This window comes from Streptomyces sp. GLSS-08 (assembly GCF_056387915.1).
This window is the reverse complement of the sequence record NZ_JBWJAQ010000001.1, coordinates 388,036-412,725: the sequence shown is the minus strand read 5'-3', so window position 1 is coordinate 412,725 and position 24,690 is coordinate 388,036. Positions and strand designations below refer to the sequence as shown.

Sequence of the window (24,690 nt, the reverse complement as noted above, 5' to 3'; positions counted from 1 at the left end):
CGCGGGGCCGGATAGCGTGCACCGTATGCCCGCCGGCCCCCTCGCCCCGCCCCGCTCCGCCCCCGCGCTCCGGAGGCGCACGGACCCCGGCTACTGGGGACGGCTGCTCCCCGCGCTGGCGCTGCTGACCTGCGTCACGCGCGTTCCCTCCTTCCTGCGGCCGCTGTGGAACCCGGACGAGGGGTATCTCGCCGTACAGGCGCGGCTGCTCGCCGACGGGGGAGAGCTGTACGAGACGGTCGTGGACCGCAAGCCGCCGCTGGTGCCGTGGCTGTACGAGGGCGCCTTCGCGCTCTTCGGCTCGGACTCGCTGACCCCGGTACGGGTCCTCGCGGCCCTGGCGCAGCTGCTGACCGCCGTACTCCTGGCGTCCCTGGCCCGGCGCCGGTGGGGGGACACGGCCGGCCGTACGGCGGGAGCGCTGTACCTGCTGGCCTCCGTCGGGCTCAACCCCGAGGACGCGCAGGCCGCGACCTTCGAGGTGTTCATGCTGCCGTGCACGGCCGCGGCGATGTGGTGCGCGGACCGGCGCCGCTGGGGTGCGGCCGGTGCGGCCGTCGCGTGCGCGTTCCTCATGAAACAGACCGGCGGAGCGGTGCTCGTGCCGGTGCTGTGGCTGCTGTACCGGGACGCCGGCCCACGAACAGCCCTGCTGCGTACGGGCTTGGGCGCGACGGTGCCGGTGCTGGGCGCCGCACTGCTCACCGACCCGTCGGGCTTCCTGTTCTGGACGGTCACCGGGTCGGGCGCGTACGCCAGCTTCACCGGTTCCGAACTGCACGTGCTGGCACGGGGTTCGGTCAACACCGCGATCCTGGCCGTGGCCTGCGCGGGGCTGATCCCGCCGGTCGTCCGCGTGCTGCGCCTCGCCCGCAGCGGTCCGGCGGAACTCTGGCTGTGGCTCGCCTCCTCGGCGGCCGCGGTGTGCCTGGGATTCCACTTCTTCGGGCACTACTACCTGCAACTCGTCCCGCCGATGGCGCTGTTGGCGACGGCGGCACTGCAGAGCCTGCCGCGCGTGCGGTGGGTGCGCGCCGTCGTGACGTCGGTCTGCTGCTGCGCGCTGTTCCTGACGTGGGGCGTGCTGGCCCCCCGGTCCGGCCTCACGCACGCCCAGCGCCTCGCGGACACGGTGGCCCGCCGGACGGAACCCGGCGACCGCGTCCTGGTGTGGGGCATACACCCGGAGGTCTACTGGCTCGCCGGCCGTGCCCCCGCCAGCCGCTATCTGACCGCGGGCCTCCTCACCAACTACAGCGGCGGCCGCAGCGGCCCCCGGGTCGGCGAGAAGTACGGCGTGGAGGGCGCCTGGCCGGTCTTCCGCGAGGAACTGGCCGCTCGTCCGCCGACCCTGATCGTCGACGACTCGGGCGACGGGCCGTACCGGCCGGAGCGCGTGCCGTCACTGCGCCGGCTGCTGGCGGCCCGGTACGAGGCGGTGGGGGAGGTGGCGGGCGCGGTGCTGTACGTACCCGCGCGAGGCCGGAACTGACCGTACGGACGCCGGGCGGGGGCGGGCCGTACGCACGCGGTTCCGGCCGTACGTTCGTGAAGCCGGGGCGGACCGTACGCCCGGGACGTCGGGGGCGGCCGTACGCGCGCCGGGTGGGGGGCAAACCGTACGCGCCGGATCGGGGCCGGGTCGTTCCCGCCGACCGGGGCCCGCCGTACGCGCTCGGCGGCGGGGCGGGCCGTACCCCCTGGGCGTCAGGCCCGGCCGTTCACCGCGCGCGGGCCCACCACTTCCGCGCCGAGGGCGGTCACCCGGCGGCGCAGTTCGCGGTCGGCGGTGACGACGAGGCGGGCGCGGCCCAGGGAGGCGGACGTCAGCTCCACGATGCGGTCGTCGCCGCTGCCGGGGGCCTCCTCGACGCGCACTCCCGGCACGGACTCCACACCGCGCGCGGCGCCCTCCAGCACCAGGACGACCTCCAGGGGGCCGGGGCGGCCGGGCAGCCCCCGCTCCGCGCAGCCGGTCAGCCGGTCCCGCAGGCGCACGGCGGCACCCCGGCGGTCGCGCCACCACCCGTCGGGCACCGAGCCCACCACGTTCGCGCCGTCGACGATGAGCAGGGTCGTCATGGAAACCACCCTGCCAGAGTGCCCGAGAGCCGGGGCCGGGCGGGTACCCGGACCGGCGGACACGGCGGGGCCCGGAACAGGGGGAGGCCCCGTCCGCGCCGGCAGGGACGCCGAATTAGAGTGAGCCCGTGGCGACGGTGGTGAACGGGGACTGGTTCCTGCGCGGGCGCGACGGCAGGCTGAGTGTGTACGTGCCGTCGGACGCCGATGTCCGGTGCCGGGCCGAGCGCGGACCCGGCGGCCCGTGGGACCCCGCACGCGTCGTCGGCGGCGACCAGCGCCTGCACCCCGTGCTCGCCGTCGGCCGGGGCGCGGACGGCTACGCCCACCTGGTGTCCTGGCGGCCGACCGTCCCCGGGGAGTCGGGACTCGTCCACTCCACGCACTACCGAGCCCACCTCGCCGCCCTCGACTGGGTCCCGCTCGGACACCCGGACAGGACCGGCGACCGCACCGGAACCCCGGCCGTCGCCGTCGACGCACAGGGGCGGGCCCACGTCTTCGTGCGCAACAAGGGCGGCGGGGTGAGCATGCTCGGCCAGAAGGAGAAGGGCGGCTGGGGGCCGTGGCGGGACCTCGCGGGGCAGGACGTCCACACCGCCCTGACGGCCGTGACGGGGGAGTCGGGACGCGTGGAGCTGTACGCGTCCGCTCCCGGCGCGCTCCTGCACTGGCGGCAGGAGGAACCGGGCAAGCAGCCGGTCCTGGAGGACGTCACGGAGGCACCGGTGCGGCCGGGCACGCTCCGGGCGCTGGCCACCTCGCCCGGGCGCACCTCCCTGTTCTTCACCGACGAGTCCGGGGATCTGTGCGTCTGGCGTCCCGGCACCGGGCCCGTCACGCTGCTCTCCGCCGCGGGACCGGGCCCTGTGACGGCCGTACGCACCGAACTGGACGGCCACGACTGCACGTTGCTCGCCCAGGTCGCCGCCGACGGCCGGGTCGCCTTCGCCGCCTATCCGACCGAGGACGAGTCCGCGGGCGCCTGGTGGGCCCCCTCGGGGCCCCGGCTGCCGGACGGGGCCCGGGTCTCGCTGGCCCGGGACGAGGAGGGCCGGGTGGTCGCGGCGACGCTCGCCCCGGCCGGTGAACTCCTGCTCACCCGCCGCAAGGACGAACCGGGCCTCGCGCTGGAGGCGTGGCGGGCGGTGTGACGCCGCGTCCCGGCACGGACCCCGGTCGGCCGGCCCCGTGAACGCCGTTGCCCGGCACGCCAGTCGGTGTGCCGGGCAACGTACGGATCGTAGGTCCGGCTAGGCGGGAACGCTCGCCACGCCGGGCTCCAGGAACCGCTTGCCGTTCACCCGCTCCGAGACGCCCTCGCGGTCCAGGTACGGCGTGATGCCGCCCAGGTGGAAGGGCCAGCCGGCGCCGGTGATCAGGCAGAGGTCGATGTCCTGCGCCTCGGCGACGACACCCTCGTCGAGCATGAGCCCGATCTCCTGGGCGACGGCGTCGAGCACGCGGTCACGGACCTGCTCCTCGGTCAGGACGACGTCGCCCTGCTTGAGCAGCGCGGCGACCTCCGGGTCCAGCTCCGGCTTGAACCCGTTCTCGGCGGAGTACACGTAGAAGCCCCGCTTGCCCGCCTTGACGACCGCCGCCAGGTTCGGGGACACCGTGAACCGGTCCGGGAAGGCCCGGTTGAGGGTCTCCGAGACGTGCAGACCGATCGCAGGGCCGACCAGCTCCAGCAGGACCAGGGGAGACATCGGCAGGCCCAGGGGCTCCACCGCCTTCTCCGCGACCTCGACCGGGGTGCCCTCGTCGATGACGTTCTGGATCTCGCCCATGAAGCGGGTGAGGATGCGGTTCACGACGAACGCCGGGGCGTCCTTCACCAGGACCGCCGTCTTCTTCAGCTTCTTGGCGACGGCGAACGCCGTGGCGAGCGCGGCGTCGTCGGTCTGCTCGCCGCGCACGATCTCCAGCAGCGGGAGGATCGCGACCGGGTTGAAGAAGTGGAAGCCCACGACCCGCTCGGGGTTCTTCAGCTTCGACGCCATCTCCGAGACGGAGAGCGAGGAGGTGTTGGTGGCGAGGATCGCGTGCGCCGGGGCGACCGCCTCGACCTCCGCGAACACCTGCTGCTTGACGCCGATCTCCTCGAACACGGCCTCGATGATGAAGTCGGCGTCCGCGAAGCCCTCGGCCTTGTCCAGGACACCGCTCACCAGCGCCTTGAGGCGGTTGGCCTTGTCCTGGTTGACGCGGCCCTTGCCGAGCAGCTTGTCGATCTCGGCGTGGACGTAGCCCACACCCTTGTCGACCCGCTCCTGGTCGATGTCCGTGAGGACGACCGGGACCTCCAGGCGGCGCAGGAAGAGCAGCGCGAGCTGGGAGGCCATCAGACCGGCGCCGACGACACCGACCTTGGTGACCGGACGGGCCAGCGACTTGTCCGGCGCGCCGGCGGGGCGCTTGCCGCGCTTCTGCACCAGGTTGAACGCGTAGATGCCGGCGCGCAGTTCACCGCCCATCATCAGGTCGGCGAGCGCCAGGTCCTCGGCGTCGTAGCCCTGCTGGAGGTCGCCGTTCTTGGCGGCGGCGATGATGTCGAGCGCGCGGTAGGCGGCCGGGGCCGCGCCGTGCACCTTGCCGTCCGCGATGGAGCGGCCCTTGGCGACGGCCTGGTCCCAGGCCTCGCCGCGGTCGATCTCCGGACGCTCGACGACGATCTCGCCCTTCAGGACGGACGCCGTCCACAGCAGCGACTGCTCCAGGAAGTCGGCACCCTCGAACAGGGCGTCGGCGATGCCCAGTTCGTAGACCTGGTGGCCCTTGAGCTGCTTGTTCTGGTTGAGCGAGTTCTCGATGATCACCGAGACGGCCTTGTCGGCACCGATCAGGTTCGGCAGCAGGGCGCAGCCGCCCCAGCCGGGGACCAGGCCGAGGAAGACCTCGGGGAGGGAGAAGGCCGCGATGGACGCCGACACCGTGCGGTACCTGCAGTGCAGGCCGACCTCGACGCCGCCGCCCATGGCCGCGCCGTTGTAGTAGGCGAAGGTGGGGACCGCGAGGCCGGACAGGCGCTTGAAGACCTCGTGGCCGCCCTTGCCGATGGCGAGCGCGTCGTCGTGGTTCTTCAGCAGCTCGACGCCCTTGAGGTCGGCGCCGACCGCGAAGATGAACGGCTTGCCGGTGAGGCCGACACCGACGATCTCGCCGGCCGCGGCCTCCTTCTCGACCTGGTCGAGCGCGGCGTTGAGGTTCGCGAGCGACTGCGGGCCGAAGGTGGTCGGCTTGGTGTGGTCGAAGCCGTTGTCCAGCGTGACGAGCGCGAAGCGCCCGGCGTTGAACGGCAGGTCGAGGTGGCGTACGTGCGCCGAGGTCACGACCTCGTCGGGGAACAGCTCGGCTGCGCCCTTCAGGAGTTCAGCGGTGGTCACTTGTCGCCTCCGGCGTCCTTGTGGTGCGGGTTCTCCCAGATCACCGTGGCGCCCATGCCGAAGCCGACGCACATGGTGGTGAGGCCGTAACGGACCTCCGGCTGCTCCTCGAACTGGCGGGCCAGCTGCGTCATCAGACGGACGCCGGAGGAGGCGAGCGGGTGACCGAACGCGATGGCGCCGCCGTACTGGTTGACGCGCGCGTCGTCGTCCGCGATGCCGTAGTGGTCCAGGAAGGCCAGGACCTGGACGGCGAACGCCTCGTTGATCTCGAAGAGGTTGATGTCCTCGATCGAGAGTCCGGCCTTGGCGAGGGCCTTCTCGGTGGCGGGGATCGGGCCGTAGCCCATCACCTCGGGCTCGACGCCCGCGAAGGCGTACGAGACCAGGCGCATCCTGACCGGCAGGTCGTGCTCGCGGGCGAAGTCCTCGGACGCGATGATCGACGCGGTGGCGCCGTCGTTCAGACCGGCCGCGTTGCCCGCGGTGACCCGGCCGTGCACGCGGAACGGCGTCTTGAGGCCGGACAGGTTCTCCAGCGTGGTGCCCGGGCGCATCGGCTCGTCGGCGGTGACCAGGCCCCAGCCGGTCTCACCGACCTCCGCGTTGGTGTTGCGCACCGAGATCGGCACCAGGTCCTGCTGGATCTTGCCGTTGGCGTACGCCTTGGCGGCCTTCTCCTGCGAACGCACGGCGTACTCGTCGGCGCGCTGCTTGGTGATGTGGGGGTAGCGGTCGTGCAGGTTCTCCGCGGTCATGCCCATGAACAGGGCCGACTCGTCGACCAGCTTGTCCGACACGAACCGCGGGTTCGGGTCGACGCCCTCGCCCATCGGGTGACGGCCCATGTGCTCGACACCGCCGGCGATGACGGCGTCGTACGCGCCGAAGGCGATGGAGCCCGCGGTGGCCGTGACGGCGGTCAGGGCGCCCGCGCACATGCGGTCGATGGAGTAGCCCGGGACCGACTGGGGGAGCCCGGCGAGGATGCCGGCCGTGCGGCCGAGCGTCAGACCCTGGTCACCGATCTGCGTGGTCGCGGCGATGGCGACCTCGTCGATCTTCGCGGGGTCCAGGCCGGGGTTGCGGCGCAGCAGCTCCCGGATCGCCTTCACGACGAGGTCGTCGGCCCGGGTCTCGTGGTAGATGCCCTTCGGGCCCGCCTTGCCGAACGGGGTGCGGACGCCGTCGACGAAGACGACGTCCCTGACGGTACGAGGCACGATGGCTCTCCTCCAGATGCGGGATGGCACTGCTGCGCGGCGCATACGCCTGAGCGCGCGCTCACCCCTCATGCTACTTGCGGGTAACCATGCTGCCCAGTCCCCCGGCCGGGAGCGGCGAAGGTCACACCACCGGGGTGCCGTGGACCTCCGGCGTCCCGCCGGAGGCATCCGCGGATCTTGGCGTGATCTCGACGTCGCCGAACGGCCGCACGAAGGGTCCGGCGTACGCGGCGGGACGCGATCCCGCCGGGATCGCGTCCCGCCGCGATGCGTCAGGCCCCGATGCGTCAGGCCTTGGCCGCGCCGGACCGCAGCGCGGCCACCAGAACCGGGGTGACCTGTTCGACCTGCCAGGGGCGCGCCCCGTGTCCGGCGAGCGCGGCCGCGACCGAGTCGGCGTCGGGCGCCGCCGGCGGCTCCCAGCAGACCCGGCGGACGGTGTCGGGCGCGATCAGGTTCTCCTGCGGCATGTTCAGCTCCTCGGCGAGCGCCGACACCGCGGCCCGCGCCGCGGAGAGCCGGGCCGCGGCCTCCGGGTCCTTGTCCGCCCAGGCGCGCGGCGGCGGGGGACCGGTGACCGGCTGCCCGGGCTGCGGCAGCTCGGAGTCCGGCAGCGCCCTCGCGCGGTCCACCGCGCTCTGCCACTGCTCCAGCTGGCGCCGGCCCATGCGGTGCCCGAAGCCGTTCAGCGCGGCCAGGGCGTGCACGTTGGCGGGCAGGGACAGCGCGGCCTCGACGATCGCCGCGTCCCCGAGGACCTTGCCCGGCGAGATGTCCCGTCGCTGGGCGACCTGGTCGCGGGCCTGCCACAGTTCCCGGACGACGGCCAGCTGCCGGCGCCTGCGCACCTTGTGCATGCCGGACGTGCGGCGCCAGGGGTCCTTGCGGGGCGGTGCGGGGTCGGCCTGGGCGATCGCGTCGAACTCCTGGCGGGCCCACTCGAGCTTGCCCTGCCGGTCCAGCTCCTTCTCCAGGGCGTCCCGCAGGTCGACGAGCAGTTCGACGTCGAGTGCCGCGTAGCGCAGCCACGGCTCGGGCAGCGGGCGCGTCGACCAGTCGACGGCGGAGTGCCCCTTCTCCAGGACGAAGCCGAGGACGCCCTCGACCATCGCGCCGAGCCCGACCCGGGGGAACCCGGCCAGGCGGCCGGCCAGCTCGGTGTCGAACAGGCGGGTGGGGATCATGCCTATTTCGCGCAGGCACGGCAGATCCTGGGTGGCGGCGTGCAGCACCCACTCCACTCCGGAGATCGCCTCGCCGAGCCCCGACAGGTCGGGGCAGGCCATGGGGTCGATCAGTGCGCTGCCGGCGCCCTCGCGGCGCAGCTGCACCAGATAGGCGCGCTGGCCGTATCGGTACCCGGACGCGCGTTCGGCGTCCACGGCCACGGGGCCGGAGCCGGCGGCGAAGGCGGCGACCACCTCGGCGAGCGAAGCATCGTCGGCGATCACGGGCGGAATGCCGTCCCGGGGCTCGAGCAAAGGGATCGGCGCCGGTTCGACGTCGTCCGGAGGGGCGCCTCCGGTGGTTCGCAGTGAGGTGTCTGCTGCGGTCTCTTGGGCGTCGGTCACCTGTCAAGGGTATCCGTGGATGGACGACGCCCGCCGACGGAACGTTCCGTCGGCGGGCGTCCGGGGGGCGTAAACCAGTCACCGCGGTGAAGGATCCGGTTCACGGTCGGGGAGGACCCGTCGCAGGGTCAGTGGATGATGCCGGTGCGCAGCGCCACCGCGACCATGCCGGCGCGGTCGCCCGTGCCGAGCTTGCGGGCGATCCGGGCGAGGTGGCTCTTGACGGTCAGTGCGGACAGGCCCATCGAGACACCGATGGCCTTGTTGGACTGTCCCTCCGCGACGAGGCGGAGCACCTCGACCTCGCGGCCGGACAGCTCGCGGTAGCCGCCCGGGTGGCTCGGGGCACCCGGGGGACGGCGGTGCATGCGGGCGGCGCCGCCGAGGGGGGAGGCCCCGGGGCGGCTCGGCAGCCCCAGGTTCGTCCGCGTACCGGTGACGACGTAGCCCTTCACGCCGCCCGCGAGGGCGTTGCGCACGGCGCCGATGTCGTCGGCCGCGGACAGGGCCAGGCCGTTGGGCCAGCCCGCGGCTCTGGTCTCGGACAGCAGGGTGAGCCCGCTGCCGTCGGGCAGGTGGACTTCGGCGACACAGATGTCGCGCGGGTTGCCGATTCGGGGACGGGCCTCCGCGACGGACGACGCCTCGATGACGTCGCGTACTCCGAGCGCCCACAGATGGCGTGTGACGGTGGAACGGACCCGTGGGTCTGCCACGACCACCATGGCGGTCGGCTTGTTCGGGCGGTAGGCGACCAGGCTTGCGGGCTGCTCAAGGAGAACGGACACCAGGCCTCCTGGGGTGCGGGGACGGGGGGACCGGCTGTGGGGATGAAGCCGGGATGAACCGTGCTTTCAAGGTCACAGACGTCTTCGGCATCAAACCCGTCCGCCTTTAGAGAATGATCACGATTTAGTGAGTAACAATCCGTGCAATTCGGACACGCTATCGATCATCCGAAGATCGAACCGAGTCGTTCCGCGTCATTACGCGTCCGAAAGTGGTCGTATCGACAAAGGGACGATCAATGGCCGCCCGCGCGAAGCAGCCGGACGTGCGGGCCCGGAGGGCGTGCGGCCAGAGGGCGCGGGCGGGCAGGCGCAGCAAGAAGCGCACCGGCCGGGAAGGCCGGTGCGCTGGACGGGGGCCGCGCCGCGCGACTCAGCGGGACTGCGGACCCCGGCGCTGCGGGAGGGTGACCACCGACGCGTCGCCCGGACCGGCCGGCGGGAGCCCGGCGACCTGGCACAGCAGATCGCACCAGGCGGCGAAGTGCGCCCCCGTCTCCGGGACACCGCCCAGCCCCTCGCGCGGCGTCCACGACGCCCGGATCTCGATCTGGGAGGCGGACGGGCGCTCCGCGAGGCCGCCGAAATAGTGCGAACTCGCGCGCGTGACGGTGCCGCTGGGCTCGCCGTAGGACAGACCGCGCGCCTGCATCGCGCCGGTCAGCCACGACCAGCACACCTCGGGAAGGAGCGGGTCGGCCGCCATCTCCGGTTCCAGCTCGGCCCGGACCAGGGTCACCAGCCGGAAGGACCCCTGCCAGGCGTCGTGTCCCGCCGGGTCGTGCAGCAGGATGAGCCGGCCGTCGGCCAGATCCTCGTCGTCCTGGACGACCGCGGCCTCCAGGGCGTACGCGTAGGGCGCCAGGCGCTGCGGCGGCCGGGTCGGGTCGATCTCGATCTCCGGCCGCGGGCGCGCGGCTCTCAGCGCCTCGACGGCGGCCCGGAAGGGCAGCGGCGCCGCCGCATCCCCGTCCCCCTCCTTCGAGTCGTCCATTCCGCCAGCGCCGTCCGACAGTCGTCCCTGAGCCGCAGCCATGCGGGGAAGATTAAGGGGAACGGAGCCTTCGCGCAGGGAGAGACACCCGTGCACGGCGCCACTGTCCGGATCGCGCCGTGCGAACACGCGTCCCGCGCCGTGGCGGTCCGGTGCCCGGGACGGGACGCCGCCGGGCCGTGCGAGACTTTCCGACGTGAGTGCCAACGATCGCCGCCCCCCGGGCCAGCAGCCGACAGCCACGTACGAGTCCGCCTTCCTCAAGGCGTGCAGGCGCGAGCCCGTGCCGCACACTCCGGTGTGGTTCATGCGGCAGGCCGGGCGCTCACTCCCCGAGTACCTGAAGGTGCGCGAGGGCATCCCCATGCTGGAGTCCTGCATGCGGCCCGAGCTGGTCGCCGAGATCACCCTCCAGCCGGTCCGCCGGCACAACGTGGACGCGGCGATCTACTTCAGCGACATCGTCGTCCCCCTCAAGGCCATCGGCATCGACCTCGACATCAAGCCGGGAGTCGGCCCGGTCGTCGAGAACCCGATCCGCACGCGCGCCGACCTCGCGCAGTTGCGCGACCTGACCCCGGAGGACGTCTCGTACGTCACCGAGGCGATCGGGCTGCTGACGGCCGAGCTGGGCGAGACCCCCCTCATCGGCTTCGCCGGTGCGCCGTTCACCCTCGCCAGCTACCTGGTGGAGGGCGGCCCGTCCAAGAACCACGAGCACACCAAGGCGCTCATGTACGGCGACCCGCAGCTGTGGGCCGACCTGCTCGACCGTCTCGCCGAGATCACCTCCGCCTTCCTGAAGGTGCAGATCGAGGCCGGCGCGAGCGCCGTCCAGCTCTTCGACTCCTGGGTCGGCGCCCTGGCGCCCGCCGACTACCGCCGCTCGGTGATGCCCGCCTCGACGAAGGTGTTCGAGTCCGTCGCCGGGTACGGCGTCCCGCGCATCCACTTCGGTGTCGGCACCGGGGAACTCCTCGGCCTCATGGGCGAGGCCGGCGCGGACGTCGTCGGCGTCGACTGGCGTGTCCCGCTCGACGAGGCCGCCCGCCGCGTCGGCCCCGGCAAGGCGCTCCAGGGCAACCTGGACCCTGCCGTCCTCTTCTCCTCGACGGAGGCCGTGGAGAGGGCAACCCGCGAGGTGCTCGACGCCGCCGCCGGTCTGGAGGGCCACGTCTTCAACCTCGGCCACGGCGTCCTGCCGACAACGGACCCGGACGCGCTGACCCGCCTCGTCGAGCACGTCCACACGCTCACCGCCCGCTGACGGCCCCTCACGCGTGCCGCGCCTGCCGGCCCCACAGCAGGCTGCGCGGCTCCGGCGGAGGCGGGGTGCCCGGGCGCAGCGGCCAGGCCAGCAGCATGCCCGCGAGGAAACCCGCCACATGGGCCGCGTACGCCACCGTCCGGGCGTCGGAGACCCCGCCGCCGGACGAGTACGCCGCCTGGAGCACGAACCAGAAGCCCAGCACGATCCACGCGGGCAGCCGCAGCGGCAGGAACACCAGGAACGGGACCAGGACCCAGACCCTGACCCTCGGATAGAGCACCAGATACGCGCCGAGGACCCCGGCGATCGCTCCGGAGGCGCCGATCAGCGGGTCTCCCGAGCCGTCGTTGAGGAGCGCGAAGCCGTACGTGGCCGCGTAGCCGCAGACGACGTAGAACAGCGTGAACCGCACGCGCCCCAGCCGGTCCTCGATGCTGTTGCCGAAGATCAGCAGGAAGAGCATGTTGCCGAGCAGGTGCAGCCGGCCGCTGTGCAGGAACATCGCCGTCAGGACCGAGAGCGGCGGCGACTTGTCGTAGTCCGGCGGACCCACCAGGCAGCCGGGTCCCTGCGGGCCGACCCCGACCCCGCCCGTGGGCACGGTCCGTGCCAGGTGGTGGTGGATCAGCTCCTGCGGCACCGCGGCGTACTGGTCGAGGAAGGCCTGCAGATGGCACAGCTGCGCCAGTTCGCTCTGGCCCGCCGACGATCCGGCGGTGCCCGGGGTGAGGAGGAACGCGAGGACGTTGCCGGCGATCAGCGCGTACGTCACGTACGGCGTACGGCGGGCCGGATTCACGTCATGGACGGGGATGACCACAGGAAATTACTGCCCCCGATCCGTGGGGCGAACCGGTGAACGCGTCCGTGCGCGCCTGCGTATGACTCCTCGACGCCCGTGGCGCGGGGAAGCCGCGACGCGAGGAAGACGTGAGGACACAGGCGATGAACGAGCGAGTTACTCCTCCGATGCACGCCCTGCCCGACGGCGAGGCCGAGATCGCCCTCGTACTGCACCTGCCCTGGGAGGACCTCGCCGCGCTCGGCCAGGAGGCCGGCCGGCTCGCCGCCCGCATGCAGCGGCCGGTGACTCTCGACGAGGCCGTCAGCCACCGGCTGCGGTCGGCCCGGCCGGCGGCGCACGCGAAACCGGCGCCCGCGCAAGCCCCGTCGATGCCGTCGGCGGCGTCCGTGTCCTCGCTGCCGGGACGGCCGCCCGCGGAGCAGGCCCGGCAGGCCATCGAGCGGATCAACGGGACCGGGCAGCACGAGTCGGCGTGAGCCCGTGCCGTCACGGGCGGGCCGGTCCTCGGCACGGACGGCTCCCGGGCACGCCCGTACCCGGGGTACGGGCGTGGGGGCGCGTGGGCCGTCGGAGGGCCGCGGGTCCGCCGACTCGTGCTGCCCCGTCCCGCTGCGGCGGATCGCGCGGTTCCCCGCCCCCGGGTGGGCCGTCGTCCGCGCTGCGACGGAGGTCACCGCGTTTCCCCGCGCCCCGAGACGGCTGCCGCGCGGGCCCCGAGGGAAGTGACCGGGGCTGTCGGGAGGCGACCCCGGGCGGGACGCGCGCCGCTCACCCGGCGTTGTCGCGTACCGCCGCCACCGCCTTGCGGGCCGCCACCAGGACCGGGTCCCACACCGGGGAGAACGGCGGGGCGTAGCCCAGGTCGAGGGCGGTCATCTGTTCCACCGTCATGCCCGCGGTGAGCGCCACCGCGGCGACGTCGACCCGCTTGCCCGCGCCCTCGCGGCCCACGATCTGTACGCCCAGCAGGCGTCCCGTGCGGCGCTCGGCGAGCATCTTCACCGTCATGGGGGCGGCGCCCGGGTAGTAGCCCGCGCGGCTCGTCGACTCGACGGTGACCGTCTCGAACTGCAGCCCGACGCGGTGGGCGTCCTTCTCGCGCAGTCCGGTGCGGGCGATCTCCAGCTCGCACACCTTGCTCACCGCCGTGCCCACGACGCCCGGGAAGACGGCGTACCCGCCGGCCACGTTGCTGCCGATGATCTGCCCGTGCTTGTTGGCGTGCGTGCCCAGCGCGATGTGCCGCTCGCGTCCCGAGACCAGGTCGAGGACCTCGACGCAGTCGCCGCCCGCCCAGATGTTCTCGTGTCCGCGGACCCGCATGGCCAGGTCGGTGAGCAGCCCGCCGTGTTCGCCGACGGGCAGCCCGGCCGCCCGGGCCGGCCCGGTCTCGGGGCGTACGCCGATGCCGAGCACCACCACGTCCGCCGGGTACTCGGCGTCCTGTGTGGCGACCGCCCGGACCCGGCCTCCGTCGGCGGTCAGGATCTTGGTGACCTCGGCGTCGTTCACCATGGTGACGCCCATGCCCTCCATGGCCGTGCGCACCAGACGGCCCATGTCGGGATCGAGGGTGGACATCGGCTCCCTGCCGCGGTTGACGACCGTCACCTCGTAGCCGCGTCTGATGAGCGCCTCGGCCATCTCCACGCCGATGTAGCCCGCGCCGACGACCACCGCGCGCCGCCCCTCGGTGACGGCCAGCGTGTCGAGCAGCGCCTGGCCGTCGTCGAGGGTCTGCACGCCGTGCACTCCGGGCGCGTCGACGCCGGGCAGGTCGGGCCGGACCGGCCGCGCGCCGGTCGCGATCACGAGCTTGTCGTACCCGGTCCACTCCTCGGCCCCGGAGTCCAGGTTCCGGGAGCGGACCCGGGCACCCGTCACGTCGATCTCCACGACCTCGGTGCGCATCCGCAGATCGATGCCGCGTTCCCGGTGCTCGTCCGGAGTGCGGGCGATCAGCCGGTCCCGGTCGGCGACGTCACCGCCCACCCAGTACGGGATGCCGCACGCCGAGAAGGAGGTGAAGTGGCCGCGCTCGAACGCCACGATCTCCAGCTCGTCCGCACCCCGCAGCCGGCGTGCCTGCGACGCGGCGGACATGCCCGCCGCGTCGCCACCGACCACGACCAGTCGCTCTTTCCGCCGGCCGGTACCGCTCCCATGGCTCATGCTCATGCGAACACGCTACGGGGACGCGGCATTTCAGTCCCGCTCGCGTCCCTCCGTCGCGCGGGCCCGCCCGCCCCGTCCCGGCTGCTCGGGGACGGGCGGGGCGGCCGGGAGCGTCCCGGCCGAGGGTGCCGGGGCGGCCCTGCGGGACATCCGGGGCAGTACGACGCGCACCCACAGAAGGACGAGCAGCGCCGCGCCCGCCAGGAAGGGGAGGACGGCGCCGAACGCGACCGCGATCCAGCGCAGCATGGTGACGAACGCGTGCCAGCCGCCCGTGAGCGCGTCCAGGAAGCCCGGATCCTCGTCCTTCCCGTCGGCCTCCTTCACCGGCCTCTCGGACAGGGACAGGGTGATCGTGGCCAGACTCGTACGGTCCTTCAGGGAGGCCTGCTGCGCGAGCAGGGACTCCAGGTCGGCCTGACGACTGCTCAGCTCGCCCTCCAGGGCGACCACGTCGCTGAGCTTGGTGGCCTCGTCCATCAGCTCGCGGATCCGGGTCACGCTGGCGCGCTGCGACTTGACGCGGCTCTCCACGTCGACGACCTGCTCGGTGACGTCCTGCGCCCTGGCCGTACGGGCGAGGAGCTTGCCGGCGCCCTCCAGTTCGTCGAGCACCTCCTCGTACCGGTCGGTGGGCACCCGCAGGATCACCCGGGTCCGCTCGCGGCCACCGCCGTCCCGGGTCGTCGTCTCGTTGCCGACGAAACCCCCCGCGTCCTCGGCCGTGGTGCGGGCGTCGGCCAGCGCGTCGGGCACGTCCTCGACCCGGACCGTCAGCGAGGCCGTGCGGATGATGTGGCTGGCGGCGGGCTCGGGCGCGGCGGTGCCCGTCGACGTGCCGCCCTTGCTCCGGTCCGCGGCGCCCCCGCCGGCGTCCCGTGCCCCCTTGCCGCCCTCCTGGGCACCCGGGGCGAACGCCTTGGAGTCGCCGTCCGAGGAACTGCCCCCGGAGTCGTCGGCGCCGCCGCACCCCGTCAGCGCGAGAGCGGCGGCGAGGAGAACTCCCGCCAGGGCCTGTACAGGTCGTACCGAGCGTCGTGTCTGCATGCGGGCATCCCCCGGGTGTGTCGTGACGACTGACGCTCCTTCGACGCCCGGACCGGCCGGGACGTTGGGATGGTCCGGTTCCGATGCGGTCACGGAAAGGACTCGCTCGGGACACCGGCCTCGCGGCGGGGCCGCCGGCCGGGTCTGAGAGGGTGGAGGCATGCGTGCACAGGACACTCGTACCGGTTCGGGACAGGCCGTCGTCGTCGGCGGCGGGATCGCGGGACTGGCGGCGGCGCACCGCCTGCTGGGCACCGGTGCGCGCGTGACCGTCCTGGAGGCGTCGGACCGTCTGGGCGGCAAACTGCTGCCCGGCGAGATCGCGGGGGCGCGGGTCGACCTCGGCGCCGAGTCGATGCTCGCGCGCCGCCCGGAGGCCGTCGCCCTCGCCCGCGAGGTGGGCCTGGCGGACCGGCTGGGGCCGCCCGCCACCGCGACGGCCTCGATCTGGACCCGCGGCGCCCTGCGCCCCATGCCCAAGGGGCACGTCATGGGCGTCCCCGGCACCGCCGCCGCCCTCGCCGGACTCCTCTCGGACGAGGGACTGCGCCGCATCGGGCGCGACGCCGACCTGCCGCGCACGGAGATCGGCGACGACGTCGCGGTGGGCGCCCACGTCGCCGAGCGGCTCGGCCGGGAGGTCGTGGACCGTCTGGTGGAACCGCTGCTCGGCGGGGTCTACGCGGGCGACGCGTACCGCATCTCGATGCGCTCCGCGGTCCCGCAGCTCTTCCAGGCCGCCCGCACGCACGACTCGCTCACCGAGGCCGTCCGGGACATCCAGGACAAGGCGGCCGCCGGCAGCCGGACCGGGCCCGTGTTCATGGGCATCAGGGGCGGTGTCGGGCAACTGCCCCTCGCGGTCGCCGAGTCGGTCCGCGCCCGGGGCGGTGAGATCGTCACCGGCGCACCGGTGACCGAGCTGCGCCGCACCGGCCCGCAGGGCCGGCCGGACGCCGGCTGGCGGATCACCGTCGGCGACCGGGTCCTGCACGCCGACGCCGTCGTGCTCGCCCTGCCCGCGCCGGCCGCCGCGGCCCTGCTGCGCGCCGAGGCACCCGCGGCCGCGGCCGAGCTTGCCGCCGTCGAGTACGCGTCCATGGCGCTCATCACCCTCGCCTACCGCCGCGCCGACGTCACCCTCCCCGAGGGGAGCGGTTTCCTGGTGCCGCCGGTCGACGGGCGCACCATCAAGGCGTCCACCTTCGCCTCCCAGAAGTGGGGCTGGATCGACGAGGAGAACCCGGACCTGCTCGTCGTGCGGACCTCCGTCGGCCGGTACGGGGAGAGCGAGGTGCTCGACCGGGACGACGAGGACCTCGTCGGCGTCTCCCGGCACGACCTGCGGGAGGCCACCGGCGTGACGGCCGTCCCCGTCGCAGGCCGCGTCACCCGCTGGTACGACGGCCTGCCGCAGTACCCGGTCGGGCACCACGCGCGCGTGGCCCGGGTCCGCGAGCACGTCGCCGGGCTGCCCGGCCTCGCCGTCTGCGGCGCGGCGTTCGACGGCGTCGGCATCCCGGCGTGCATCGCGAGCGCGTACGCGGCGGTGGACGCGGTGCGGGGCGAGAGCGCCGGACTGGACGCGCTGACCGCGAACCCGGTGCAGAGTCTGCACGGCGGCGCGGGAGAATAGCCCCATGAGTGACGACGCCCCCGCCAAGATCCCGAACAAGGGCAAGCTGGCCAAGGACCTCAACGAGGTCATCCGCTACACGCTGTGGTCCGTCTTCAAGCTCCGTGATGCCCTCCCCGAGGACCGCGCGGGCTACGCCGACGAGGTCCAGGAGCTGTTCGACCAGCTCGCCGCCAAGGACGTGACCGTCCGCGGTACGTACGACGTGTCCGGACTGCGCGCCGACGCGGACCTGATGATCTGGTGGCACGCCGAGACCAGCGACCAGCTCCAGGAGGCGTACAACCTCTTCCGCCGCACCCGGCTGGGCCGCGCCCTGGAGCCGGTGTGGTCGAACATGGCGCTGCACCGCCCCGCCGAGTTCAACCGCTCGCACATCCCGGCGTTCCTCGCCGACGAGACGCCCCGGAACTACATCAGCGTCTACCCGTTCGTGCGCTCCTACGACTGGTACCTGCTGCCCGACGAGGACCGCCGCCGCATGCTCGCCGACCACGGCAAGATGGCCCGCGGCTACCCGGACGTGCGGGCCAACACCGTCGCGTCGTTCTCCCTCGGCGACTACGAGTGGATCCTCGCCTTCGAGGCCGACGAGCTGTACCGCATCGTCGACCTCATGCGGCACCTGCGCGCCTCCGAGGCCCGGATGCACGTCCGTGAAGAGGTCCCGTTCTACACGGGCCGCCGCAAGGACGTCGCCGAGCTGGTCGCCGGTCTCGCCTGATCAGCGCGTCCGCGGCTGCCGGGGGGCCGCCTACGCGCGACCGCCCGGCGGCACCGGCGCCGGCTCGGCACGGGGGGCGCAGTCCGCGCCCCCCTCCGGGACCCGGCCGTCCAGCAGGTACGCCTCCAGATGGCCGTTGACGCACTTGTTGGGCCCGCCGGCGACGCCGTGCGTGCCCGCGTCCCGCTCGGTCACCAGGGCGGAGCCGGACAGCCGCTGCCGGAGCTCCAGGGCCCCCTCGTACGGCGTGGCCGCGTCGCGTTCCGCCGCGAGGATCAGCGTCGGCGGCAGCTCACCCGGCAGCGTCCGCACGTCGAGGGGCCGCTGCCGGGGACCGCTCCAGTAAGCGCACGCCAGATTCGTCCACACGTTGTGCCAGGTCTCGAAGGGCGCCACGCGGGCGAGGTCCGTGTTGTCGCGGTCCCAGACCCGCCAGTCCGTCGGCCACGGGGCGTCGTTGCACTCGACGGCCGTGTAGACCGCGCGGGCGTTGTCCTGCTCCGCCGCCTCTGGATGCGGTCCCGCCTGCTGGATCAGCGGCTTCGGGTCGCCCCTGAGATAGGCGGACAGCGCCAGGGCGCGCCGCGGCCAGTAGTCGTCGTAGTACCCGGTCTGCAGGAACGCCCCCTGCAATTGTCCGGGGCCGACCTTGCCGCCCGCGGGTTCGGCGGCGAGCCGTGCGCGCGCCTTCCCGTAGGCGTGCCCTACCGCCTTGGCGGTGCGGCCGAGACCGTACACGTCGTCGTGCCCGGCCACCCATGTGCGGAAGTCCGCCCAGCGTCCCTCGAAGGCCGCCGACTGATCGAGGTTGGTCCGGTACCAGATCCGTTCCGGGTCGGGGTTCACCGCCGAGTCGAAGACCATGCGGCGCACGTGCGAGGGGAACAGCGTCGCGTGGAGCGCCCCGAGGTAGGTGCCGTACGACGCCCCCATGAAGGTCAGCTTCCGCTCGCCGAGCGCGGCGCGCAGGACGTCCAGGTCGCGGGCGTTGTTCAGCGACGTGTAGTGCCGCAGCGCGGTACCCGCCTCGCGGGCACAGGCGCGGGCGTACGCCTTGGCCTCGGCGACGCGCTCCCTCTTGTACGACTCGGAGGGGATCGCCGGCGACTGCGAGGGCCCGCGGCGGGGGCGGCCGGCGTCCTGGCAGGAGAGCGGCGCCGACCTGCCGACGCCACGCGGCGCGTAACCGACGAGGTCGTACGCCGCCCCGATGCGCTTCCACTCGGGGAGCAGACCGGCGAGCGGGAAGTACATGCCCGAGGCACCCGGGCCGCCTGGGTTGAAGACGAGGGCACCCTGCCGGGGCGCCTTCCGGCGCTTGTCACGGGGGTCCTTGCCGGTGGCCCCGACGCGGCTCACGGTGAGTTCGATCTGCTTGCCGTCGGGGTGCGCGTAGTCGAGGGGCACCGTGACCGAGCCGCAGCGCAGCGCGCCCGGCAGCTCCTGCTCCCTGGAGCAGGAGCCGAAGCGGATGCCGGCGGTGGCGGCGCGCCTGGCGGCGACCGCGGTGCCGCGCGTCTCGGCCGCCGGGTCCGCGAACACCGGCCGGGCGGTGTCCGCGGGCCGGCCCCCCGCCGGGGCGGCGACGAGGGCGGTCAGGAGCACGGCCCCGGCGGCGGTGCAGAGGGCGGTGGCTCTCATCACGTGATCCCTTCGGCGCGCGGCAGCGACAGAAGGGGATGTTTCGGTCGGCGTGCGGCGAAGTAAAGCACCGGCCGGCCGGTGTCGGCCCCAGTGCCCCCGACGCGCCCCTCCGCGCGCCGGTGAGCCGCACTCCGAGGCGCGCGCGGGCGGGTCCTGGAAGGTCGATGAAGACCGACCTGCTAGCGGTGGGCGAAGGCGGCGCGCAGCTCCGGCTCGCGGACCGCGCGGATGCCCCGCACTGCGACGGCGGCCAGGTACGTACGGTCGTCCCCCGTGCCGGAGGGACGCCGGGACAGCCCGCCCAGCAGCCGCTGTCCGGCCGGGGAGGCCCAGCGGGTGTACGGGTGGATCTCGATCCGGGCGATGGCGAGGCAGCTCAGGGCCAGGACGAGGGGGAGCGCGAACCAGAGGGCGATCAGACTCCGGTCCTCGCCGGCCGGGCCGGGCAGCAGCAGGGCGGCGGCACCCAGCGCGAGGACGGCCGCCGCTAGGCCGCCCGGACCCGGCGGACGCCGCCGGCCACGCTCGTACGGGCCCCGTCCGGCACGGCGAGCCCGGCCGCGACGAGGCGGTCGGCGAGTGCGCGCACCGCGTCGGCCGCCGCGGTGGTCCGCCGCACCGGCGTTATCCGGGACTGTCCCAGCGGTCCTATCGCGCCCAGCACCGAACGCTCCATGTCGTCCCGTCCGTCCGGGTCCACGACGGTCGCCCAGCCGGTGTGCGCGAGCAGCAGCCGGCGCTGGCGGGCCATCGACACCAGGGTGAGATCGGCGACCCGCTCCGGCCCGCCGGACAGGAACGCGGCCTCGTACAGCGTCAGTTCGTGCCCGCGGCCCCCCTGCTCGTCGACGGCCGCCGCGTGTACGGCGGCCAGGCACAGCCGTGTGCAGGCCGACCCGGTGGCGACCCAGGCGAGGAGCAGAAGCAGGACCCAGAACATGGCCATTTTCTATGCGACACGGGCCGGGGAGCGCCACACGTTGTTCACGATGCGGACGCCGTGCCGTCCTCGCCGTCCTCCGGGGGCCTCGGGCTGGACGCGGCCGGGGGCAGCGGGTAGCCCGGGGAGGGGCTCACCGGGACGGGCGGCCTGGCGGAGTCCGTGGGGCCGGGCGGGACGGGGGAGTTGGTGAGCGGGGGCGGGGCGGCGGTGGCGGCGTCCTCGGCGAGGGCGTCGAAGTCGACGTACCCGGTGGCCTCTAGGACCTTGATGTGGTCGAGCACGGTGGTGTTCGCGTCGTCGGCGAGGTCACGCACGAGGGAGTTGCGGGTGCTCGCGCGGACCTGGGCGACCACCGAGAAGACCTTGCCGTGGGCCCTGCGGAGGATGTTCGCGAACTCCCGGTCGTATTGCGCGCCGTGGGCGGCGTCCAGCGTGGCCAGCCACTCGCGCTGCTGCGGGTTGGGCTGGTTGGGCAGTTCGAGGCCGAGCCGCGCGGCGACGTTGCGGACGCGGGCGTCGAGGAAGGTGTGGCCCTCGATGAGGTGCCCGCCCGCGGTCCGTACGGCCTGGGTGGTACCGCGCTCCTGCGCCTGCTGGCCCGCGGGCAGTTCCCAGAGACCGGCCAGCCGGACCTTCGTGACGAACTCCCGGTCCAGCCCGGACAGCGGGCCGAACCGCGTCGACACGGTCTGCGCGTTCAGCGTGTCCAGGCCGGTGCCGGAGCGGTCGGCGTACGACCAGACCGGGAAGACCAGCGCGACGAGGGTCGCCGTCAGGCCCGCGACGACGAGCCCTGTTCCGTCGACCAGTCCTTTGCGGTTGATGGATCGCAAGGTGCCTCCTGTTGCGGCACCGCACGCTAGTGCGCTTCGGGTGCGGATTGGCATATTACTGCCGTCCGAACGCCAACTGCCGTACAGGAGGAACAGGTTCCGCGGCGGCGCGCGGGTGCCGGATACGGGGGATGTGTCCACTCCCACATCACCGCAAGAGAGGTCGAATCGCCGACGAGCCGGCCCGAGGGTGTCGGTCCGGGCACACCCGGTGACCGTCCCCGTCGCGCGCCGCCGGGGCGGCGCCGGATCAGCGGCGCAGCAGGACGCGCCGGGTGGCTCGGGCCAGGCGGGCCGCCGGGCGCTCGGAGCGCGGCGCCGGCCCGGACCGGTCCAGCCACCAGTCGCGCAGCCGGCGCCGGGCCTCCGCGTCCTCGGGGCGCCCGGCGAGCAGCAGGTGCTCGGCGTAGTCCAGGGCGTCCCGCCGGTAACCGCCGGTCATGGGGTGGCGTTGCGCGTACGTGAGGAAGGCGGGCCGGTACGCCTCGCCGAGGATCCCGGGCAGCTCAGGGGCGACCTTGGCGACCACGTCCGCGCGCTTCGCGGCGAGCGCCCTGGCCTGTACGCCCATCCGCACCCGGTCGAATCCCTCGGGGACCGGGGTGCCCGCGACGAGCGCGGAGAGCAGCGCGGCCTGCGCGAGCGCGAGCCGCTGCCGGGCGGCACCGTCGGCGTCGGCGTCGGCGTCGGCGGAGCCGACGCTCTCGCCACAGGCGGCACCCTGCTCGGCGGGCTCGGCGGGCTCGGCGGGCTCGGCGGGCTCGGCGGGCTCGGCGGCGGTGACGCCGGATTCGGCGGAGGTCGCCGCCGGCCCGGTGGGGACCGCCGGCTCCGGGGCGGGTGTCCGCGTGGCTCCGGTGCCGGCCGTCCGGGGGGCCGCCGTGCGCAGCGTCTCCCGGATCGCCGTCAGTTCCCGCTCCAGCTCCCGGGGGGCGGGGAAGTTCTCGTCGCGCTCCAGCAAAACTCCGGGCGGGGAGACCCGGGAGGCGAGGTCGGCGAGGATGTCGAGGACCGGCCGCGGGACGGGGTGGGCGTGGCTGTCGTGCCAGACGCCGTCGCGCTCGAAGCCGCCCGCGACATGCACGTAGGCGATGGCCTCGACCGGGAGTTCGTCCAGCGCCTTCGCGGGGTCCTCGCCGCGGTTGACGTGGTTGGTGTGGAGGTTCGCGACGTCGATCAGCAGCCGTACGCCGGTGCGGTCGGCGAGGTCGTAGAGGAACTGCCCCTCGGTCATCTCCTCGCCGGGCCAGGAGATCAGCGCCGCGATGTTCTCGACGGCGAGCGGAACGGGCAACGCCGCCTGAGCGGCGCGGATGTTCTCGCACAGGACGTCCAGGGCGTCCCGGGTGCGGGGGACGGGCAGCAGATGGCCCGCCTCCAGCAGCGGGGACGCGGTGAGCGGGCCGCCCGCGCGCACGAAGGCGATGTGCTCCGTGACGAGGGGCGCGCCCAGCGCCTGTGCCCGCTCGGCGAGCGCGGTGAGCCGGGACTGGTCCGGGCGGTCCGCGCCGCCGAGGCCCAGCGAGACCCCGTGCGGCACCACCGTCACCCCGCGCTCGCGCAGCCGCAGCAGGGAGGCGGGGAGGTGCCTGGGGCACACGTTCTCCGCGACGGCCTCGACCCAGTCGATGCCGGGCATGCGCTCGACGGCGTCCGCGATCTCCGGACGCCACCCGATTCCCGTCCCCAGTTGCTGCATGTCCCTGCCCCCTTCTGCGTCACGTCACGTCCCGACCGGACCCTGCGTGCCGTCTGTTCACGACGCCCCCGCGGCGGACCGGTGTTCCGGCGTGACGGGGTGATGGCCCCGGAAACCGGGGCCCAATCCGCCGAAGGGGACCTTCAGAGCAACATTTGAGGTTCTGAAGGTCCCCTCCGGCGGGCTCACCGCAGTTCAGCCCACCTCGCCGGCCGGATCGCCGCTGGGCTCCGGACGGTTCGTGTTGACCTCCCCCGGCGCCGCGGGCGACGGGCTCGACGACACGTCGACAGGGCTGGACGGCTCCGCGGGCGGCACCGAGGCCGGGGACGCCCCCACGCTGGGCGGCGGCGGTCCCGTCGGGCTGGCGGTCGACCCGGCCGCCGTGTCGTTGGCGATGGCGTCGAAGTCGACGTCACCCGTCTTCTCCAGCACCGTGATGTGGTCGAGCACGGTCTGGTTGGCGTCCGAGGCGAGCTGCCGCACCAACGTGTTGCGGGTGCTGTTGCGCACCGCGCCGATCGCCGGAAAGATCTTGCCGTGCGCGGAACGCAGGAGGTTCGCGAACTTGCGCTCGTAGTCCTTTCCCTGAGCGGCCGTCAGCTCGTCCAGCCAGCCCTGCTGCTGCTCGTTCGGCTGGTTCGGCAGCTCGACGCCGAGCTGGGCCGCGATGATCCGGACCCGCTTGTCGAGGTCGGTGTGGCCGACGATCAGGTGATCGCCCGCCTCCTTGACCGCCTTCGTGGGGGCCCGCTCGATCGCCTGCTGCCCGGCCGGGAGTTCCCACAGCCCGGCCAGCCGTACGCGTACGATCAGGTCGCGGTCGGAGGCGGAGAGGGGACCCCAGCGGGTGTTCACCGTCCCGGCCGCCAGATTGGACGGACCCGTGCCCGAGCGGTCGGCGTACGACCACACGGGGAACGCGAGCGCGCCCACGGTGGCGACGAGGGCCGCGATGACGAGGGCCGTACCGTTGATACGCCGCAAATGAGCCTCCCGGGGAAAACCAACTGGTCGTTGGGACCTGTGCTTGGCCAGCGCCAGGAGGTACGTACGGGACGGCCGTGCTGTTCAATCGCCCCGGCGAAGTGCCGGATCTTTGCGGAAGAGGGGGTCAGCGGCGCAGCGCGGGGTGGTCGGCGGCCACCGTGCACGACCCCGGCGCGATCTCCGTGAAGCCCGCGTCGCGCACCAGCGGCAGCCCGGAGGCGGTCAGTCCGCTCCACGCGGCGGGCTCGGCCGTACGGACCGCGAGCGGGAAGCCCGCGTCGCGCCAGGCGGCCCGCTCCTCGTCCGACAGCTCCCACCAGGCCAGCTGGGCCCCGTGCCCCGCCTGGGCCATCGCCTTGCCGGCCGACATGTCCAGGTCCGGGCTCAGCCAGAGCACGGGCGCCGTCGGGTCCGCTTCCACCGGGGGCTCCGGGTCATCGAGGTCCGTGCCGGAGACCTGGAGGCGGGCCAGGTCCTTGGGCCAGCCGTCCAGCGGGACCGGCGGGAACACGCGGACCTCGGCGGACTTGCCGGTCACCGTGATGCCGGGCAGCGCCTCGGCCCGCCGCCACTCCGCGCCGCGCGCCCGGCGCACCACCTTGCGGATCCGGGCGTCCTGCCAGTCCCGCACGCGCTGCGCCCACTCCCCGTCCCCGAGCGACCGCCCGTCGCTCAGGACCGTCAGCACGGCGCGCGCCGCCGTCTCCAGAGCGTCCGTACGCGCCGGGGGAGCGGTCTTCTCGATGCGGACGACCAGGGGCAGCACGAACTGCGGCGCCTCGTCGCGCGGCGTGCGCTCGGAGCGGAAGGGACTGTCGCCGGACGGCGCGGGATCGGCTGCGCTCGGATCACTGGTCACGCCGTCCAGTCTGCC

The 24,690-nt window shown here is 73.8% G+C and carries 20 protein-coding genes and 1 pseudogene; 6 read left to right on the top strand and 15 right to left on the bottom strand.

Annotated features, from left to right (window positions below; translation table 11 throughout):
• The first annotated feature begins 25 nt into the window (after positions 1 to 25).
• Complete coding sequence (locus AC0ZLC_RS01635; RefSeq protein ID WP_476750015.1) at positions 26 to 1,492, top strand: ArnT family glycosyltransferase; 1,467 nt, start codon at positions 26 to 28, stop codon at positions 1,490 to 1,492.
• A gap of 215 nt (positions 1,493 to 1,707) precedes the next feature.
• Here AC0ZLC_RS01635 and AC0ZLC_RS01630 read toward each other — a convergent pair whose 3' ends face one another.
• Positions 1,708 to 2,082 carry a PIN domain-containing protein gene (locus tag AC0ZLC_RS01630; RefSeq protein ID WP_476750014.1) on the bottom strand — a complete coding sequence of 125 codons (375 nt, stop codon included), beginning with the start codon at positions 2,080 to 2,082 and terminating at the stop codon, positions 1,708 to 1,710.
• Between the two features lie 140 nt (positions 2,083 to 2,222).
• Between AC0ZLC_RS01630 and AC0ZLC_RS01625 the strand changes: the two genes are divergently transcribed.
• A complete protein-coding gene (locus tag AC0ZLC_RS01625) occupies positions 2,223 to 3,236 on the top strand; it encodes a PLL family lectin (RefSeq protein WP_476750216.1) in 1,014 nt (337 codons plus the stop codon).
• Between the two features lie 99 nt (positions 3,237 to 3,335).
• Here AC0ZLC_RS01625 and AC0ZLC_RS01620 read toward each other — a convergent pair whose 3' ends face one another.
• The 5 genes from AC0ZLC_RS01620 to AC0ZLC_RS01600 form a co-directional block, all read right to left on the bottom strand.
• On the bottom strand, positions 3,336 to 5,471 hold the full coding sequence (locus AC0ZLC_RS01620) for a 3-hydroxyacyl-CoA dehydrogenase NAD-binding domain-containing protein (RefSeq protein WP_476750013.1): 2,136 nt from the start codon (positions 5,469 to 5,471) through the stop codon (positions 3,336 to 3,338).
• A complete protein-coding gene (locus tag AC0ZLC_RS01615; protein WP_476750012.1) occupies positions 5,468 to 6,694 on the bottom strand; it encodes a thiolase family protein in 1,227 nt (408 codons plus the stop codon). Before AC0ZLC_RS01615 ends, AC0ZLC_RS01620 begins: the two co-directional genes overlap by 4 nt.
• A gap of 290 nt (positions 6,695 to 6,984) precedes the next feature.
• Entirely contained in the window at positions 6,985 to 8,268 is a 1,284-nt protein-coding gene (locus tag AC0ZLC_RS01610) for an HRDC domain-containing protein (protein ID WP_476750011.1), read from the bottom strand.
• Between the two features lie 128 nt (positions 8,269 to 8,396).
• A complete protein-coding gene (locus AC0ZLC_RS01605) occupies positions 8,397 to 9,056 on the bottom strand; it encodes a helix-turn-helix transcriptional regulator (RefSeq protein WP_358853112.1) in 660 nt (219 codons plus the stop codon).
• A 373-nt stretch (positions 9,057 to 9,429) separates the two neighbouring features.
• A complete protein-coding gene (locus AC0ZLC_RS01600; protein WP_476750010.1) occupies positions 9,430 to 10,092 on the bottom strand; it encodes a DUF3000 domain-containing protein in 663 nt (220 codons plus the stop codon).
• 154 nt (positions 10,093 to 10,246) lie between these two features.
• Here AC0ZLC_RS01600 and hemE point away from each other — a divergent pair, with 154 nt between their 5' ends.
• Positions 10,247 to 11,317 (top strand): uroporphyrinogen decarboxylase, encoded by a 1,071-nt coding sequence (gene hemE, locus AC0ZLC_RS01595; protein WP_388781649.1) that lies wholly within the window; start codon positions 10,247 to 10,249, stop codon positions 11,315 to 11,317.
• A gap of 7 nt (positions 11,318 to 11,324) precedes the next feature.
• On the opposite strand, the gene AC0ZLC_RS01590 is transcribed toward hemE, so the two are convergent.
• The gene (locus AC0ZLC_RS01590; protein WP_476750009.1) at positions 11,325 to 12,140 is read right to left on the bottom strand and encodes a rhomboid family intramembrane serine protease; all 816 of its coding nucleotides are present in this window, start codon (positions 12,138 to 12,140) and stop codon (positions 11,325 to 11,327) included.
• Between the two features lie 125 nt (positions 12,141 to 12,265).
• On the opposite strand from AC0ZLC_RS01590, the gene AC0ZLC_RS01585 reads away from it, so the two are divergent.
• Positions 12,266 to 12,601, top strand: coding sequence for a hypothetical protein (locus AC0ZLC_RS01585; protein ID WP_476750008.1), 336 nt, complete (start codon positions 12,266 to 12,268; stop codon positions 12,599 to 12,601).
• Positions 12,602 to 12,893: 292 nt separating this feature from the next.
• Here the strand turns inward: AC0ZLC_RS01585 and AC0ZLC_RS01580 are convergent, their stop codons facing one another.
• Together AC0ZLC_RS01580 and AC0ZLC_RS01575 are read right to left on the bottom strand one after the other, a co-directional pair.
• Positions 12,894 to 14,303 carry an FAD-dependent oxidoreductase gene (locus tag AC0ZLC_RS01580; RefSeq protein WP_476750007.1) on the bottom strand — a complete coding sequence of 470 codons (1,410 nt, stop codon included), beginning with the start codon at positions 14,301 to 14,303 and terminating at the stop codon, positions 12,894 to 12,896.
• A 27-nt stretch (positions 14,304 to 14,330) separates the two neighbouring features.
• Complete coding sequence (locus AC0ZLC_RS01575; protein ID WP_476750006.1) at positions 14,331 to 15,347, bottom strand: DUF4349 domain-containing protein; 1,017 nt, start codon at positions 15,345 to 15,347, stop codon at positions 14,331 to 14,333.
• A gap of 160 nt (positions 15,348 to 15,507) precedes the next feature.
• On the opposite strand from AC0ZLC_RS01575, the gene hemG reads away from it, so the two are divergent.
• Both hemG and hemQ read left to right on the top strand, forming a co-directional pair.
• Positions 15,508 to 16,983: a protoporphyrinogen oxidase gene (hemG, locus tag AC0ZLC_RS01570; RefSeq protein ID WP_476750005.1), complete on the top strand. Its 1,476-nt coding sequence runs from the start codon at positions 15,508 to 15,510 to the stop codon at positions 16,981 to 16,983.
• 4 nt (positions 16,984 to 16,987) lie between these two features.
• Positions 16,988 to 17,707, top strand: coding sequence for a hydrogen peroxide-dependent heme synthase (gene hemQ / locus AC0ZLC_RS01565; protein ID WP_358853119.1), 720 nt, complete (start codon positions 16,988 to 16,990; stop codon positions 17,705 to 17,707).
• 30 nt (positions 17,708 to 17,737) lie between these two features.
• On the opposite strand, the gene AC0ZLC_RS01560 is transcribed toward hemQ, so the two are convergent.
• The 6 genes and pseudogenes from AC0ZLC_RS01560 to AC0ZLC_RS01535 all read right to left on the bottom strand — a co-directional run bounded on the left by AC0ZLC_RS01560 (position 17,738) and on the right by AC0ZLC_RS01535 (position 24,675).
• Positions 17,738 to 19,348 carry an alpha/beta hydrolase gene (locus AC0ZLC_RS01560; RefSeq protein WP_476750004.1) on the bottom strand — a complete coding sequence of 537 codons (1,611 nt, stop codon included), beginning with the start codon at positions 19,346 to 19,348 and terminating at the stop codon, positions 17,738 to 17,740.
• A gap of 182 nt (positions 19,349 to 19,530) precedes the next feature.
• Positions 19,531 to 20,291 (bottom strand): annotated as a pseudogene (locus AC0ZLC_RS01555) (TIGR04222 domain-containing membrane protein).
• 44 nt (positions 20,292 to 20,335) lie between these two features.
• Complete coding sequence (locus AC0ZLC_RS01550; RefSeq protein ID WP_476750003.1) at positions 20,336 to 21,127, bottom strand: DUF4142 domain-containing protein; 792 nt, start codon at positions 21,125 to 21,127, stop codon at positions 20,336 to 20,338.
• 250 nt (positions 21,128 to 21,377) lie between these two features.
• Positions 21,378 to 22,826: an MbnB/TglH/ChrH family RiPP precursor modification enzyme gene (locus AC0ZLC_RS01545; RefSeq protein WP_476750002.1), complete on the bottom strand. Its 1,449-nt coding sequence runs from the start codon at positions 22,824 to 22,826 to the stop codon at positions 21,378 to 21,380.
• A gap of 195 nt (positions 22,827 to 23,021) precedes the next feature.
• Positions 23,022 to 23,813: a DUF4142 domain-containing protein gene (locus AC0ZLC_RS01540; RefSeq protein ID WP_476750001.1), complete on the bottom strand. Its 792-nt coding sequence runs from the start codon at positions 23,811 to 23,813 to the stop codon at positions 23,022 to 23,024.
• Between the two features lie 127 nt (positions 23,814 to 23,940).
• Positions 23,941 to 24,675 (bottom strand): peptidyl-tRNA hydrolase, encoded by a 735-nt coding sequence (locus AC0ZLC_RS01535; RefSeq protein ID WP_476750000.1) that lies wholly within the window; start codon positions 24,673 to 24,675, stop codon positions 23,941 to 23,943.
• Positions 24,676 to 24,690 lie beyond the last annotated feature (15 nt).

Coding starts and splice junctions, on each gene's coding strand:
- AC0ZLC_RS01635 (WP_476750015.1), top strand. CDS start 26: ATGCCCGCCGGCCCCCTCGCCCCGCCCCGCTCCGCCCCCGCGCTCCGG.
- AC0ZLC_RS01630 (WP_476750014.1), bottom strand. CDS start 2,082: ATGACGACCCTGCTCATCGTCGACGGCGCGAACGTGGTGGGCTCGGTG.
- AC0ZLC_RS01600 (WP_476750010.1), bottom strand. CDS start 10,092: ATGGCTGCGGCTCAGGGACGACTGTCGGACGGCGCTGGCGGAATGGAC.
- AC0ZLC_RS01585 (WP_476750008.1), top strand. CDS start 12,266: ATGAACGAGCGAGTTACTCCTCCGATGCACGCCCTGCCCGACGGCGAG.
- AC0ZLC_RS01580 (WP_476750007.1), bottom strand. CDS start 14,303: ATGAGCATGAGCCATGGGAGCGGTACCGGCCGGCGGAAAGAGCGACTG.
- AC0ZLC_RS01575 (WP_476750006.1), bottom strand. CDS start 15,347: ATGCAGACACGACGCTCGGTACGACCTGTACAGGCCCTGGCGGGAGTT.
- hemG (WP_476750005.1), top strand. CDS start 15,508: ATGCGTGCACAGGACACTCGTACCGGTTCGGGACAGGCCGTCGTCGTC.
- hemQ (WP_358853119.1), top strand. CDS start 16,988: ATGAGTGACGACGCCCCCGCCAAGATCCCGAACAAGGGCAAGCTGGCC.
- AC0ZLC_RS01560 (WP_476750004.1), bottom strand. CDS start 19,348: ATGAGAGCCACCGCCCTCTGCACCGCCGCCGGGGCCGTGCTCCTGACC.
- AC0ZLC_RS01545 (WP_476750002.1), bottom strand. CDS start 22,826: ATGCAGCAACTGGGGACGGGAATCGGGTGGCGTCCGGAGATCGCGGAC.